This is a genomic window from Methylocaldum sp. RMAD-M (genome assembly GCF_017832375.1).
GTDB lineage: Bacteria > Pseudomonadota > Gammaproteobacteria > Methylococcales > Methylococcaceae > Methylocaldum.
Genome location: NZ_JAFIBZ010000014.1, coordinates 1 through 14,352, shown reverse-complemented (window position 1 = coordinate 14,352; position 14,352 = coordinate 1). Strand labels below are relative to the sequence as shown.

The window sequence follows — 14,352 nt, the reverse complement described above, 5'->3', positions numbered from 1 at the left end:
CATGTCCGAGCCATTGAACATCGTCATACTGGGACTCTCGATTACGTCATCCTGGGGCAATGGCCACGCCACGACTTATCGGGCGCTGGTACACGGCTTGAGCGCGCGCGGCCATAGCGTACTGTTTCTGGAACGCGACCAGCCCTGGTATGCGAAAAACCGCGACCTGCCCAACCCGCCTTACGGCACGACCCGCCTTTATGCCGATCTTGACGAACTGAAAGATCGGTTCACCGACGAGGTGGCGCAAGCCGATCTGGTCATCGTCGGCTCGTACGTTCCGGACGGCGTCGAGGTCGGACAATGGGTGATCGCCACGGCGCGCGGCCTTACCGCTTTCTACGACATCGATACGCCGATCACGCTGGCTAAACTGGTGCACGGCGATTGTGAATATCTGCACCCGGATCTAATCCCCCGCTACGAGCTTTATCTATCCTTCACCGGCGGTCCGCTCCTGTCCTGGCTCAAACGCTCGTACCGCGCTCAACGGGTGGAACCGCTCTACTGCTCGGTAGACCCGGATCTACATTCTTCAGACTTCGGCCCCATCGAGTACGACCTCGGCTACATGGGCACTTACAGCGAAGACCGGCAGCCGGCGGTCGAGGAATTGCTGCTGAAACCCGCGCGTCAGTGGGCACAGGGGCGATTTGCGATCGTCGGAGCGCAATACCCGGAAACGATAGCCTGGCCTCCGAACGTTCACCGCGTCGAACACTTGCCGCCCGCCGCTCACCGGCGCTTCTATACCTCGCAGCGTTTCACGCTGAACGTCACCCGCCACGAGATGGTACGCGCCGGATACTCGCCCAGCGTGCGCCTGTTCGAAGCCGCCGCCTGCGGGACGCCGGTCATCTCGGATCGTTGGCAAGGTCTCAACAGCTTCTTCAAGATCGGTGAAGAAATTCTGGTGGCCGAACGCGCCGAGGACGTTCTGCGTCATCTCCAGGAGACCTCGGATGCCGAACGGACCCGCATCGGCGAGCGGGCGCGTGCCAAGGTGCTTTCGGCCCATACCTCGATTCATCGGGCCATAGAGTTGGAAAACCATGTGCGCCGGGCACGCGGGGGATTCCCTAGACCCCGCATCATTCATAGCTACGGTTAGAACGTTTTTTACTAGGGTGCAGGAACGGGCGGCATACGAAACCGTCACACCCTACACCGAACTAAAAAATGTTCTCGCCGCAAGGCTTCATTACCGAATGATCAATGCCAGGAGGTGTCGTCATGTCGCACGAATCGAAAAAAACGACGAATCACGAGGAGATTCGCCGCTGGGTGGAAGAACGGGGAGGCTGGCCCGCCACCGTTAAAGGTACCGCCGGCAAAGGCGACGAGGCAGGCATCCTGCGCATCCGGTTCACCGAAGGCGGTGAAACGCTGGAGCGGATCTCCTGGGAGGCGTTCTTCGACAAGTTCGAAGAGCAAAAGCTGGCTTTTCTATATCAGGAAAGGACCCAGAGCGGAGAGATAAGCCGTTTTTTCAAGCTGGTGCGGCGCGACTGATCGTCGCCCCGTAGAACGGAAGAAAATACTTTCTTTGTCGCCGGCCGCACCGCGCGGAATTGGAATCCCGGACCGGGCAGCAGCCGATAAGGCGGCGGGAACCTGCAAGCGCAACCAGCAGACGGCCCGGTTGACCGAGAGGCTAGGGCATAGATGAATCATCGGTGAGCTCAACGGCGTTTTCGTCGCACCAAAGGCGCAACGCCTTTTCAGTCTCGCGGGATTCGTATTCGTACCAGCGTTCAAGCTGGTTTCGGCTATTCAAGAAATCTTTGAAGCGACCGTAAGCGCCTTTCTTTCGAAAAAACTCGGAAACGGTTTCGTATTCGCCGGGGAGTTCTTGCTCTACGAATGACAATACCAGGTTATGCCCCAAGTCCAGATCGTGCTTGTGAGGAACTTCGACGTACCTGTCTGATGTTTCGAGATCGTCGGGAACTTCTTCTTCGAAGTCGAACTCGGGTGACAAATAGTGAATCGTTCCGGTGTCCCGATCGATGAAGGCCCTGCTGTCAAAGGGCGCGCCGGAACTCACGAATTCGAAGGCATCAAGGAGATCTGAGTATCTGAGCTTTGCGATGGACATATGGTACGTGGCCTCATGTGCCGAACAATCGGCGCTTGGTGACTGGGTCAAGCTTTTGTTGTTTTAACTTCGGCTTGGTTCAGCTAAGTGAACTTCGTCATTTTGCGTAAAAAAATCAAAGCGAATAACCAAAGCGTGGGCCGTTTTGCTAACGTCACCGGTAATCGGGCCGCGTTAGCAGCTCCGGTGCACCGCCTCGTTAGGCTGTTTTTCCATCTTAACTGTCATGCCATTTCTTTCTACGACGACAAACCCCATTCGCTCATACAGCCTTTTGGCCGGATTGTCTTCAAAGGTCGTAAGACGAATGCTGACCTTTGAATAAGTAGCAAGTAGACGGTTCAAGAGCTTTGTGCCAATACCTTGGCCCTGCCGGGCAGGGGATAACTGGATGTTGTCGATGTAAATCGATGTGGGTTCTTTGATTACGCTGAGGTAACCAGCTCGTTTACCGGCAATGATCACCATGGTTATGTTCTCAACGACGAATCCGTTACGGAACTCGGTTGAAACCCAGCCTCCCCAGTGTTTACAGAATAAATCATGCATGTTCCTCTTGGTGAGACGGTAACAGTATGCGTAGTCATCAGAAGTAGCAGGTCTAAGTTCGTAATCCATTGTTCACCGCTTATGCCACACAGCCCAATCGTGAATGGGTCAGCTCGTAGGGCGGGTTAGGCGATAGCCGCCGATTCCGCGGCAAGGCGGGTTACGGCTATCGCCTAACCCGCCCTACGGACTGTTTCAGGTAAGCCGGACGGGCATTCATATGGTCACGCCGTTGACGCCCGGCGCACCAGTCAGAGTTTTTCGCCATCCTGTTAAGCGCCGGAATGCTGAATTGTTCTTGTTACCCGCGTCAAGTCAGAAAAAGCTTACGAACTCGGCCTGATAAGACTGATACGCGATGACCGAAGCGGTTTTCCCGAAGATTCGGCGTTCTGTGGAAAACTGGCCGAAGAAGCCAAGGATGGAGCCGGACCGAATTGCAGACCTTTGTCCTAGATGCCGGCATCCAAAACACACGGATGTGATCCGGGCATACGCCGCCCTTGGCTTCTGGATTCCTTTCGAACCGTGCCAATCGCCCGGTGTCTAATTTTTGAGCTGATGAGTGATCGAACGGCGGCGATTGCGGCGCTTTGGGCACCATCGGTAACGACTTATTGAACCCATGCATCGTTCGACCGGTGCATTCCGGACAAACCGAATAGACCAGATCCGAAGGAGTGTGAAATGGCAAGCGTGCACAAATCCATAGAGGTCAACGTGCCGGTAAGAGTTGCGTATAACCAGTGGACCCAGTTCGAGGATTTTCCCAGTTTCATGGAGAACATCGTGGAGGTGCGCCAGATCGACGATAGCCATGTGCATTGGCATGCCGAGATCGGCGGAAAACACAAGGAATGGGACACCGAAATCGTCGAGCAGGTACCGGATCAGCGCATCGCATGGCGTACCACGGCCGGACCGGAGAACCACGGGATCGTGAGTTTCGAGCCGGTGGGCGGCGACCGCACCCGTGTCAGCGTGGATATCGAATATCAGCCCGAGACCACGATGGAGAAGGTCGGCGATATGCTCGGAATGGTGTCTTCCAATGTGGAAGAGGACCTGGAGAACTTCAGGGACTTTCTCGAGTCACGGGGACACGAAACCGGCGCCTGGCGCGGTGAAATCCACTAAAGCGAGGCTCCGAGAGATGGCTGCGGAACACGGCTTGCCGCGTCATCTTTCAAGTCCCGATCGGCCATCGCCTTTTGACTGAAAACCAAAGGAGCGCAGTCCAAGCAAGCCGAGATGAAGCGCTCCCCATTCCAAACCCGCTTTGTCCCCTCTCGCTACGTCCTCCCCAATTCGCCCTCCTGTTTGGCCGAATAAGGAGTTTGGGGAGGGCGGGGCGAGAATGCTTGGCCGTTCCCGGCGAACGGACGCATTTGTCGGCAAGGGATTGTCGATCAACGACAGGTTTGGCCACGACAACCGCGTGCGGGGCGGCCCTCCGCTCCAATCGAGATCTCCCGCTCGCTGGACGGCGGAAATCGTCATCGGTCGAATTTATCAGGCATAATTCCTTTAATAAAACCAGCCCGCGAGAATTCGATGATGCAGATTTTCCGCACCAAAAGAACCACCACGGACGACTTCCAGGACAGTGGACTGAGACGCTGCCTCGGAGCGATGGATCTGACTCTCCTCGGCATCGGCGCCATCATCGGTACCGGAATCTTCGTACTGACCGGCATTGCCGCCGCGACTCAGGCGGGGCCCGCGGTCATCATTTCCTTCGTGATCGCTGGGCTCGCCTGCACCTTCGCCGCGCTGGCCTATGCCGAGCTGGCCTCGAGCGTCGGCGGATGCGGCAGCGCCTACGGATACAGCTATGCAGCGTTCGGCGAGCTGACAGCCTGGATCATCGGCTGGGACCTGATCTTGGAATACGGGCTATCGGTAGCCGCCGTGGCCAACGGCTGGTCCGGCTATTTCAATAACGCCTTGACCGCCATCGGTTTGCCGCTGCCCGATTACCTGACCCATGCGCCGGAGCTGGGCGGCATCATCAATCTTCCGGCGGCCGGCATCGTGCTGATTCTCATGATCCTGCTGATCATCGGGGTCAAGGAAAGCGCCCGGCTCAATTCGCTGATGGTTTTCATCAAGCTGCTGACCATAGGCATATTCGTCTCGGTCGCGCTGTTCAACGTCGATCCGGCCAACTGGCAGCCCTTCATGCCTTTCGGCTGGTTCGACCACACGGCCGAGGGCAAACCTATCGGCATTTTCGCGGGAGCGTCCATCGTTTTCTTCGCCTATGTCGGGTTCGATGCCGTCTCGACCGCCACCGAAGAAGCGCGCAACCCGAAAAAGGACGTGCCCGTCGGCATCGTGACGGCGCTGGCTTTCTGTACCTTGGTCTATATCCTGGTCGCCGGCCTGCTGACCGCGGTCGTTCCCTACACGGAACTCAACGTGTCCTCTCCCGTGGCCCACGCGCTCCAGCTATTGGGTTTGAACTGGGCGTCCGCACTGGTGGCGACTGGCGTCATTGCCGGGCTGACCACGGTCATGCTTGTGCTCTATTACGCGCTCACCCGGATCATTTTCGCGATGGCCCGCGACGGTCTCCTGTCTCCGTGGTTTTCGACCGTCAACCGGAAAACCCAAACGCCGGTGAGAGTCATCATCCTGTGCGGCTTTCTGATCGCATCCGTAGCGGGTTTCGTGCCGCTGAGCGAGCTTGCCGAACTGGTTAACATCGGTACGCTGTTCGCATTCGTACTCGTCTGCCTCGGCGTCATGATTCTCCGCATCACCGACCCCGGCATGCACCGTCCTTTCAAGGCGCCGGCCAACCCCGTGCTCCCGATACTCGGCGTCCTCTCGTGCGGAGCACTGATGGTTTTTCTTCCGACAACCACCTGGTACCGGTTCATAATCTGGCTCGGTATCGGGCTGATCGTCTATTTCGTCTACTCGGTACGCCACAGCAAGCTCGCGAAAGCGGACGAGGCGCAGACTAGCGAGATCTAGAGCGTTTTTCATCCCGGTGTACGGCTTCGTGTCGGGCGGGAAGAACGTAGGTCGGCAATCCCTTGCCGACTTATCGGCTCGGCAAAGGACTTTGTGGGAAGGGGCGTCCTGGCGCTCCCAGGACGGCCGTTTGCGATTGGAAGGGTCGCGACTAAAGCGACCGTTTGCGATTGGAAGGGTCGCGACTAAAGCGACCGTTTGCGATTGGGAAGGGATTGCCGACCTACATATTGGACTCTCTGACACCGAATCGGAAAATGCTCTAGCCTGCCATAGCCAGAGATAGACAAGCCGGTCCGATCGAGAACTGCGCCAATGTCAGCGGCGGCCGTTGGAGGAGGATGGGGATGAATCGGATTTGTGCCGGGCCACATCGGCGGTCCAGACCAGCCTGACGCGGCTTTTTTTGGCCTTGGTTTCCAGCGGCGCCGCAGTGCCGGCTTGACGCCCGGAGGCCGGGTCTAGAGTCGGTTGCCGCCGTGGAGAAACGATGGTTTTCGGATCGAGAGGCTCGTAGCTGCCGCGCACTCGATCGTCGGGTACCCGACCGATATGCAGCTTGGGCCGGCCTTGCCAGTTTCGTGCATCGTGCAGGAGCTGCGGCGGGCGCACCGTTCGGTATGTGGCACTCGAATCAAATCGGCTTGCTTCATCCACGTCTCCGGAACTTAACGCCGCGGCTCGCGCTCTTTCGCGACTACGCTGATGCAGCCATGCTCTCAGCTCCTTCAGCCTCACCCGCTCGTCCTCGCTGAATTCAAGATCGACGTCATTGAGGGTGGCCGATTCCACTTCTTCGAATCCTTCGTCAACGTCCGGCACCGGACCGAACTTCTGAGCCGTGGCCGGGCAGGAAAACGCCCATATGACGAGAAATCCCCCCAAAGCCTTCACTGACCAATTGTTCACTATCATCCCCCGCGAAAATCTATGCGAGCCTGCCTCTCTATTCGGGCATGAGGCCTTTGCCTCGCTCAGCGGTTTACACCGCCTTCGGAATCATCAAGACTTCCGGTTGCAGCGATCGCCTTAGCCGTTTCTCGTACTCGCCCCAAAACGACATCGTCCTGGAGAACTCCACCGCCTACGATCGGCGGGCAAAACACACCGGATTCTCCGGAACTCCGCACTAAATCAAGGCATTGAGAATGGCTAAAAAAATAACGGCACCGAGCACCGCTGTCGCGAAGCTTATCAAAGATGTCGGACGCTCCACACCCGGCTTTCCTCCGAATCCCAAACGGTCGGCAATCCAGCCGCCGAGAAAGGCGCCTATGATACCCACGGCGATATTGCCCAGCATTCCCATCTCGTCTCCCCGACCGACGATCATGCTGGCAACCCAGCCGGCGATCCCGCCGAAAATAATCCAAAGCAACATATCGATATCTCCCTGTTACGATAACAAAATCGGGAACATCAGTGGCGCAACTGTTCCCGCGATATCGGTATCCGGATTCGGATAATCCTCTAAATTGGGCACATTTTCAGGGTTTTGGTTCCTCCGAACTATTTCTTCGATTTTTCGGCGTTCGGAATCGCATCCGGATAAAACAACGGCTGATCGGCGACTTTGAAGTCGGCAATGGTTTTTTGCCCCTCCGTGCCCGTGACGTAGTCGATATATTTCTTGGCCAGCTCGTAATTCACGTGTTTATGCTTCTTCGGATTTACGGCCATGACATGATAGGGATTGAACAGCGCCGGATCTCCCTCGAATAGAAGCTTCACGGTCAATTTGTCCTTGTCCGCGAGAAAGGTTCCCCGGTCGGTCAGCGTGTAATCGGCCTTATCGTCGGCCATTCGCAGCACGGCTCCCATGCCCTGCCCTACCGAAAGATACCATTCGCCTTCCGGCCGCAGCCCCGCCTTCTGCCAAAGAGTCTTTTCCTTGACATGCGTTCCCGATTCGTCGCCGCGGGAAACGAAGCCCGCCTTGGCCTCGGCGATTTTCCTGAAAGCTTCGGCCGCGGTCTTTGCGCTCCTGACACCGGCGGGATCCGTTTCCGGGCCGACGACGACAAAGTCGTTGTGCATCACGGGCTTGCGGTCCACACCGTGTCCCGCCGCCATGAATTTCTCTTCCGCATCGGGGTCGTGCACGAAGACGATGTCGACATCGCCGCTTTCGCCCAGTTTCATCGCCTTGCCGCTGCCTACGGCGATCACGTCTATCCTGGCCGTGTGCTTTTTCTCGAACGGCGCATTAAGCACCGGCAAGAGCCCCGTGTTCTCGGTACTCGTCGTGGTCGCCATTTTCAGCACCTGTTCGGCCAGGGCCAGGGGGGTAAAAACAACCGAGGCGATCAGGCCGAGAACAACAAGACGATTTCTTAGCATGTTGAATCCTTTTTTGAAGAGCCGATCGGAAACGTAGGTAAATTCATGGACGAGCACCATCCACGTCCCGGCTATTTTTGCTCATCATCGCGAAAACGCAAAAGTCAGACGAATATCGCCCAGCCTGAAACGACCAAATGACGTTCCCCGAGGGTGGGTATCGCAAGACCCGCCTTCCCCGGCCCTTAGTCCATGACTTGCCTCGCCTTTGACGCCATGCTTCGGAGTCTTTCCCGATCGTCGGCGCTCAGGTTCGCGGGCTGAACATCGATTTCCACCTTCTTCAAGGTGCCGGTGAACCGATTGGGCGAAGCGTAGGCGGCGCTTACCGGAGATCCCGAGTCTTCGCCGATGTCGAAGGTTTCGTCGGCGGAAAAACGTCCCCAGGTGGTATGTTCGATCCGGCCTTCGCCGGCCTTCTTGTCGTTGACGAAAAGCGCCGCCGTGCCGCCCTTGCCTATGCCGCCACCGTCGTAGCGGAACTCCATGCGTATGGTATTCGGTCCCGGAGACAGCGGCTCCGAGCCGGTTACGCTGTAACGGGCCTGGGTGACGTAGTTGTACTCGTAAACCGGCCGTCCGTCCTTGACGTAGAGGGCGAAGCCTCCCACCACGCCGCCCTCGGCAACGAGTACGCCGTCCGCTCCGCCCTGGGGCACTTCTATCTCTGCCGTAATGATGTGCGAGCGGTTCTTGACCGGAGCGGCCGAGCCTTCCGGAATGCGCACACCTCCCGGGTAGTAGGTGAACCGTGTCCGTCCCTCGATCAGGCTGGGCCGCAAGCCGGGATCGGTACGCTCGGTCAAGCGATCGTCCAGTGGGAGAACCTGGAACTTCTTGGCTTGCACCCAAAACTCGTCCTGAAGCTTCTTGAGCTTGTCGGGATGTTTCGCGGCCAGATCGTCGGCTTCGCTGAAATCGCGATCCAGGTCGTAAAGTTCCCATTGATCCTCGTCGAAATCGAAGGTCCCGGTGGTCCACGGCAGCCGGCCGTGACGGGCGGCGGCGATCCAGCCGTTCCTGTACAGCGCCCGGTTGCCGAACATTTCGAAATACTGTACCTGCCGCGTGCCTTTTGCGTTCGCATTATCGAAGCCGTACAGCATGCTGACGCCTTCCATCGGCTTCTGCTTGACGCCGTTCACCTCCGTGGGTATCGGGATCTTGGCCGCTTCCAAAATGGTCGGCACGATGTCGATGACGTGGTGGAATTGCGTGCGAATGCCGCCTTTGTCCTTGATGCGATCCGGCCAGGCAACCACCATCGGATTGCGTACGCCGCCCAGGTGCGAGGCGACCTGCTTGCCCCATTGAAACGGCGTGTTCATCGCCCAGGCCCAGCCCACCGGGTAATGGTTGTAAGCGTTGGGCCCGCCGATTTCGTCCAGGTGCTGCACCAGCAAAGCCGGATCTTCGGATAAACCGCCGATGGCCGCCATTTCGTTGAAAGCGCCGTAGAGAGTGCCTTCCATGGAGGCGCCGTTATCGCCGATGATCCAGAAGACGACGGTATTGTGCAACTGGCCGACCTGCTCGATGGCGTCGAGCACGCGGCCCACCTCGTAGTCGGTCTGGGCGGTGTAGGCCGCGAAGGCTTCCATCAGCCGCGCGGCCACCCGCTTCTGGTCGGGCGTCAGCGAGTCGTAGGCCGGTATTTCCTTCGGCCTGGGTGTGAGCTTGGTATCCGGCGGGATCACGCCCAGCTTGAGCTGGCGCTGATAGGTCTCTTCGCGGTACTTGTCCCAGCCCTGGTCGAACTGTCCCTTGAACTTGTCGAGCCACTCCTTCGGCACATGATGTGGGGCGTGCGTCGCGCCCGGAGCGTAATAGACGAAGAACGGCCGGTCGGGCGTGACCGACTGTTGCTGAAAGATGTAGTCGATGGCCTCGTCCGCCAGCGCGTCGTTGAGCGTGTAGCGCCCTTCTCGGCCCTTCGGAACCTGCATCTCCACCCGCTGATGGTCGCGGTAGAGCGCCGGCGCCCACTGGTTGGCCTCTCCGCCGAGGAAGCCGTAAAAATGATCGAAGCCTTGCAGTCCCGGCCAGCGGTCATAGGGGCCCGATACGCTGGTCTCCCAGTCCGGGACATTGTGGTTCTTGCCGAAGAACGCGGTGCTATAGCCGTTCTGGCGCAGAATCTCGGAGACCATCGCGGCGCTCTTGGGAATCTGGCCGGTGTAGCCGGGATAGGCGGTGCCGGTTTCCGTGATCGTGCCGGTACCGACCGAGTGGTGATTGCGTCCGGTCAGAAGAGCCGCGCGGGTGGGCGAACAGAGAGCCGTGGTGTGGAAACGCGTGTAGCTTAGCCCGGCCTTCGCCAGCCGGTCGAGATTGGGCGTCGGAATCTGCCCGCCGAAGGTGCCCCACTGGCCGAACCCGGAATCGTCGATCAAAACCACCAGGACGTTCGGAGCACCGGCCGGCGCTTTGACAACCGGAATCTTGTCCGGCTGAGAGTCCTTGTAAGTGCGTCCGATCTTGCCCTTGAAGGCAGGCTCCGGCGCGGGCAGCACCGTGCCGCGCGGGCCCTCTGCCCATGCGGCGGCAAGCGAGAACGCCAGCAGTATGATCACCCTGAACGGCAACCAGGGGAACATGCCCAAGCGCCGCTTCTGAAAACGGGGTGCGTCCATTTCGATCTCCTTTCGTGGTTTCGCTTCCTTTCCTTCCTCAATTAGACAGGAATTGCCTCGGAAGAACGATCCTGTGCGTTCCTCTCAAGGATGATTTCGCCTTCGAAGTTCGACAACGTGATTCAAATGTGAATCGTTGTCCGCGTCCCTTGTCAAATAGGCGTTATCTTGCGCATCGTCGGCTGGCTCTCGATCGTTCTTGAGCGGCGAGAGAGTCGAACGAGCATGACACGCCGACAAGGAGGCACAGCATGTACGGTAGGAAACCACCACGTCCCAGCGGCGGCAACTCGATCGTGCTGACATGCGCGTTCGCGGCGAGCGTGATGCTGACTGCCGGGGCTGCGACTGCCGCAGACATTACCCGCGGATCGACCACGGGCCAAACCGACGCCCCGGGGTACGACCATCCCAACCAATACCTTCACGTTCAGGCGGAAAGCATCGCGGAAAACATGGAACCGGTGATCCCGCACGCCGACCAGGAGCGGGAAGCCCGGCAGAAGCTCGACGAACTGGAACAGAAATTCGGTAAGAAGCCGAATATCCTTATTTTCCTGATGGACGACGTGGGCTGGATGGACCCAGGGTTAAACGGCGGCGGCACCGCGGTCGGCAACCCCACCCCGAACATGGACAAGCTGGCCCGGGAAGGTCTGATCCTGACCTCGGCCTATTCGACGCCGAGTTGCACCCCGACCCGAGCGAGCATTCATACCGGTCAGAACCCCCTGCACCACGGGCTCTTGCGGCCGGCCCTGTACGCCGAACCCGGCGGACTGGACGGAGCGGTGACTATCGCCGACGTGCTCGACGATTTGGGTTATTTCACCCAGGGCGTGGGCAAGTGGCACATGGGCGAGAACGAAGGGTCCCTGCCTCAAAATGTGGGTTACGACGACTATTACGGCTTCCTGTCGGTGTCGGACATGTACACAGAGTGGCGGGACGTGTACTTCAACCCGGAAATCGCCCTGAGTCCTTCGCGGACCGAGATGATGGAAAAACTGCCCTTCAACCGCAACAACGTGCACTGCGTGAAGGGTCAGAAACAGTGCGAAAACACCTACGAGATCAACCTGACGACGATCAAGAACCTGGATCAGGACTGGGCCGCCTACAGCGAAAAATTCATCCGGGATAGAGCCGACAACGACCAGCCCTGGTTCCTCTATCATGCGCCCCGAGGCTGTCACTTCGACAACTATCCCAACGAGGAGTACGCGGGCAAGTCCCCGGCGCGCACCGTCTACAGCGACTGCATGGTGGAAATGGACGATGTTTTGGCCCGCTTGTACAAGGCCCTGGAGGACAGTGGGCAAATCGAAAACACGCTGATTATCCTGAGCTCCGACAACGGACCCGAATGCGAAGTGCCGCCCCACGGCCGCACCCCGTTCCGCGGCTGCAAGGGCTCGACCTGGGAAGGCGGCGTACGGGTACCGACTTTCGCCTACTGGAAAGGGGTGATCAAGCCCAGAATCTCGGACGGCTTGTTCGATCTGACCGACCTCTTCAACACCGCGGCATCTCTGGCCGGAGCGCCCGGCGCCGAGGTGGCCAAGTACGTGCCCGCGACCGGGTACTATATCGACGGCATCGACCAGACCTCGTTCCTGCTGGCCGACGAGGGCGAATCGAATCGCCGCAGTATCATCTATACCCTCGGTGATCAAATGTCCGCGATTCGCCTCGATGAATTCAAAATGTATATGGTCGTCGAGCTCGAGCAGGCGGTCTTCGACCGGGGCTATACGGGCGGGTTCACCGGTGCCATCGTCGAAACGATCCCCGGAGGCGCGGTCGTCAATCTCTACACCAACCCGGGCGAAGATGTCGGCGAAGGCATCAGGCACCTCCCCGTCACGACGGTGATAAGCCAGGAAGCCGAACGCTACGAAGCCGTCCTGGAAAAGTACCCGCCCAACATCAAGATAGGCTTCTGAAGGTGGCTCGATAGTGAAGCGTCCCGCCACAATGCGGCGGGATCGGTCTTTTCCCGATACGGGCGGCGTCGCGGCCACACTCTCGAGGGGATGAACGGCGCCGCCCTACGACCGATAAGAGGCATCGAATGATTGAACGCCACACGTTTCCACTCACAAGGCGACCGCTGCTGATGGCGTTTTGCCTTGCTCTGCTCCAGCCCCTCATCTGCGCGGAGGCACAGGCCGCCCAGCCGAACGTTCTGCTGATTCTCACCGATAACACCGGCTGGGGGGACTGGGGCGCTTATGGCGGCGGAGCGCTGCGCGGGGCGCCGTCTCCGCGGATCGACCAGCTCGCCGCGGAAGGCATGCGGCTCGAGAATTTCAACGCCGAGGCCCAGTGCACGCCGAGCCGCGCGGCGCTGATGACCGGGCGGCTCGCCGTCCGCAGCGGCGCGCAGAATGTGCCGATCGGGACTTCCTTCTACGGCCTCGTGCCATGGGAGGTGACTCTTGCCGAGGCGCTGTCCGACGCCGGATACGCCACCGGCGCCTTCGGCAAGTGGCACCTCGGCCGCACGCCCGGACGCTGGCCGACCGATCAGGGGTTCGACGAATGGTACGGCATCCCCAACAGTACCGACGAAGCCGTCTGGACGACGCCTGAAGTGCTTCAGGAGTATTCGGTCCCGGCGGACGCCCAGGTTCCGGAAGCCGACCAGCCCTGGATCATGGAGGGCCGCAAGGGAAGCGAGCCTCAGCGGGTCAAGCTCTACGATCTGAACGAGCGCCGGCTGATCGACGCCGAACTCACCCGGCGGGCGATCGATTTCATGAAACGCAACGTCAGAAGCGGAAAGCCGTTCTTCGCGTATGTGCCGCTCACGGCGACCCATTATCCCACTCTCCCGCATCCCGACTTCGCGGGAAAGAGCGGCCACGGCGACTATGCGGATATGCTGGTGCAGACCGACCACTACGTCGGCCGAATGCTCGATGCCCTCACCGAACTCGGCGTCGAGGACGACACGGTGGTGATCTTCGCCTCCGATAACGGGGTGGAGGACCCCGATGCCGGAGACGGCCAATTCAGCGGCTGGAGCGGACCTTGGGCCGGCACCTACGTCACGGCGATGGAGGGCGGCATACGGGTGCCCTTCATCATGCGTTGGCCGGGCAAAGTGCCTGCCGGCGCCGTCAACAACGCGATCGTGCACCTGGTGGATATCTTCCCGACGCTGGCGGCGTTCGCCGGAGCCAAGGTTCCCGATGACCGCCCCATCGACGGCATCGACATGGCCGATTTCTTTCTGGGAAAACGGGAAGACTCCGGCCGCGAGGGTTTCGTGATCTATGTGGGCGACGACCTGAGGGCGGTGAAGTGGCGGAACTGGAAAATCCACTACGCCTGGCAGGAGACGAAATACAGTCCGGTCGAGCGCTTCTCGACCGCGCCGAAGGTAGTCGACCTGACCCGCGATCCGCGGGAAGAGCGGCAGGCCGCCGAGCCCTACAACACCTGGATCTTTTATGCGAACACCATCACGACCGATTTCCGACGCAGCGTCGAACAGTGTCCGAACGTGCCGGTGGGCTCCCTGGACTCCTACAAACCGCCTCCCTCATGCGCCTTGGGGGGAGTATCGAGGTAATTCGGCTGGGAGGGCCTCGAATGCGCACGAAGAGGCGCATTTGTCGGCAAGGGATTGCCGACCTACTCAGCGATTGTAGATACCGTCTTAGAAATCACGATGCAAGCCCATGATTGGGATCGAACGGTCGGCCGGACTTAAGGACGCCGTAGGCCAGGACGAGGAGCTTG

12 protein-coding genes are annotated in these 14,352 nt (G+C 59.3%); 6 read left to right on the top strand and 6 right to left on the bottom strand.

Going from position 1 to position 14,352, the window contains the following annotated elements; translation table 11 throughout:
• Position 1 precedes the first annotated feature (1 nt).
• Both JOD69_RS14230 and JOD69_RS14225 read left to right on the top strand, forming a co-directional pair.
• Positions 2–1,111, top strand: a complete 1,110-nt coding sequence (locus JOD69_RS14230) for a glycosyltransferase (RefSeq protein WP_133717398.1) — start codon at positions 2–4, stop codon at positions 1,109–1,111.
• A gap of 122 nt (positions 1,112–1,233) precedes the next feature.
• A complete protein-coding gene (locus JOD69_RS14225) occupies positions 1,234–1,512 on the top strand; it encodes a hypothetical protein (RefSeq protein ID WP_077729343.1) in 279 nt (92 codons plus the stop codon).
• 142 nt (positions 1,513–1,654) lie between these two features.
• Here the strand turns inward: JOD69_RS14225 and JOD69_RS14220 are convergent, their stop codons facing one another.
• Positions 1,655–2,098: a UPF0158 family protein gene (locus JOD69_RS14220; RefSeq protein ID WP_208110110.1), complete on the bottom strand. Its 444-nt coding sequence runs from the start codon at positions 2,096–2,098 to the stop codon at positions 1,655–1,657.
• Between the two features lie 174 nt (positions 2,099–2,272).
• Complete coding sequence (locus JOD69_RS14215) at positions 2,273–2,566, bottom strand: GNAT family N-acetyltransferase (RefSeq protein WP_245245607.1); 294 nt, start codon at positions 2,564–2,566, stop codon at positions 2,273–2,275.
• Between the two features lie 768 nt (positions 2,567–3,334).
• On the opposite strand from JOD69_RS14215, the gene JOD69_RS14210 reads away from it, so the two are divergent.
• Both JOD69_RS14210 and JOD69_RS14205 read left to right on the top strand, forming a co-directional pair.
• Positions 3,335–3,784: an SRPBCC family protein gene (locus tag JOD69_RS14210; RefSeq protein ID WP_077729339.1), complete on the top strand. Its 450-nt coding sequence runs from the start codon at positions 3,335–3,337 to the stop codon at positions 3,782–3,784.
• 417 nt (positions 3,785–4,201) lie between these two features.
• Positions 4,202–5,629, top strand: a complete 1,428-nt coding sequence (locus JOD69_RS14205) for an amino acid permease (protein ID WP_240502442.1) — start codon at positions 4,202–4,204, stop codon at positions 5,627–5,629.
• 318 nt (positions 5,630–5,947) lie between these two features.
• Here the strand turns inward: JOD69_RS14205 and JOD69_RS14200 are convergent, their stop codons facing one another.
• The 4 genes from JOD69_RS14200 to JOD69_RS14185 all read right to left on the bottom strand — a co-directional run bounded on the left by JOD69_RS14200 (position 5,948) and on the right by JOD69_RS14185 (position 10,602).
• Positions 5,948–6,538, bottom strand: coding sequence for a hypothetical protein (locus JOD69_RS14200; protein WP_210024000.1), 591 nt, complete (start codon positions 6,536–6,538; stop codon positions 5,948–5,950).
• 220 nt (positions 6,539–6,758) lie between these two features.
• A complete protein-coding gene (locus JOD69_RS14195; RefSeq protein ID WP_205781033.1) occupies positions 6,759–7,010 on the bottom strand; it encodes a GlsB/YeaQ/YmgE family stress response membrane protein in 252 nt (83 codons plus the stop codon).
• A gap of 128 nt (positions 7,011–7,138) precedes the next feature.
• Positions 7,139–7,969, bottom strand: coding sequence for a substrate-binding domain-containing protein (locus tag JOD69_RS14190; RefSeq protein ID WP_210023999.1), 831 nt, complete (start codon positions 7,967–7,969; stop codon positions 7,139–7,141).
• A gap of 185 nt (positions 7,970–8,154) precedes the next feature.
• Positions 8,155–10,602: an arylsulfatase gene (locus JOD69_RS14185; RefSeq protein ID WP_086133968.1), complete on the bottom strand. Its 2,448-nt coding sequence runs from the start codon at positions 10,600–10,602 to the stop codon at positions 8,155–8,157.
• A gap of 251 nt (positions 10,603–10,853) precedes the next feature.
• Between JOD69_RS14185 and JOD69_RS14180 the strand changes: the two genes are divergently transcribed.
• The gene (locus JOD69_RS14180; RefSeq protein ID WP_210023998.1) at positions 10,854–12,548 is read left to right on the top strand and encodes a sulfatase-like hydrolase/transferase; all 1,695 of its coding nucleotides are present in this window, start codon (positions 10,854–10,856) and stop codon (positions 12,546–12,548) included.
• Between the two features lie 128 nt (positions 12,549–12,676).
• Positions 12,677–14,182, top strand: a complete 1,506-nt coding sequence (locus JOD69_RS14175; RefSeq protein WP_210023997.1) for an arylsulfatase — start codon at positions 12,677–12,679, stop codon at positions 14,180–14,182.
• Positions 14,183–14,352 lie beyond the last annotated feature (170 nt).

Excerpts from the sequence above, each read along its gene's own strand:
- JOD69_RS14230 (WP_133717398.1), top strand. The coding sequence starts at position 2 with ATGTCCGAGCCATTGAACATCGTCATACTGGGACTCTCGATTACGTCA.
- JOD69_RS14225 (WP_077729343.1), top strand. The coding sequence starts at position 1,234 with ATGTCGCACGAATCGAAAAAAACGACGAATCACGAGGAGATTCGCCGC.
- JOD69_RS14180 (WP_210023998.1), top strand. The coding sequence starts at position 10,854 with ATGTACGGTAGGAAACCACCACGTCCCAGCGGCGGCAACTCGATCGTG.
- JOD69_RS14205 (WP_240502442.1), top strand. The coding sequence starts at position 4,202 with ATGATGCAGATTTTCCGCACCAAAAGAACCACCACGGACGACTTCCAG.
- JOD69_RS14195 (WP_205781033.1), bottom strand. The coding sequence starts at position 7,010 with ATGTTGCTTTGGATTATTTTCGGCGGGATCGCCGGCTGGGTTGCCAGC.
- JOD69_RS14220 (WP_208110110.1), bottom strand. The coding sequence starts at position 2,098 with ATGTCCATCGCAAAGCTCAGATACTCAGATCTCCTTGATGCCTTCGAA.
- JOD69_RS14215 (WP_245245607.1), bottom strand. The coding sequence starts at position 2,566 with ATGGTGATCATTGCCGGTAAACGAGCTGGTTACCTCAGCGTAATCAAA.
- JOD69_RS14190 (WP_210023999.1), bottom strand. The coding sequence starts at position 7,969 with ATGCTAAGAAATCGTCTTGTTGTTCTCGGCCTGATCGCCTCGGTTGTT.
- JOD69_RS14175 (WP_210023997.1), top strand. The coding sequence starts at position 12,677 with ATGATTGAACGCCACACGTTTCCACTCACAAGGCGACCGCTGCTGATG.
- JOD69_RS14185 (WP_086133968.1), bottom strand. The coding sequence starts at position 10,602 with ATGGACGCACCCCGTTTTCAGAAGCGGCGCTTGGGCATGTTCCCCTGG.
- JOD69_RS14210 (WP_077729339.1), top strand. The coding sequence starts at position 3,335 with ATGGCAAGCGTGCACAAATCCATAGAGGTCAACGTGCCGGTAAGAGTT.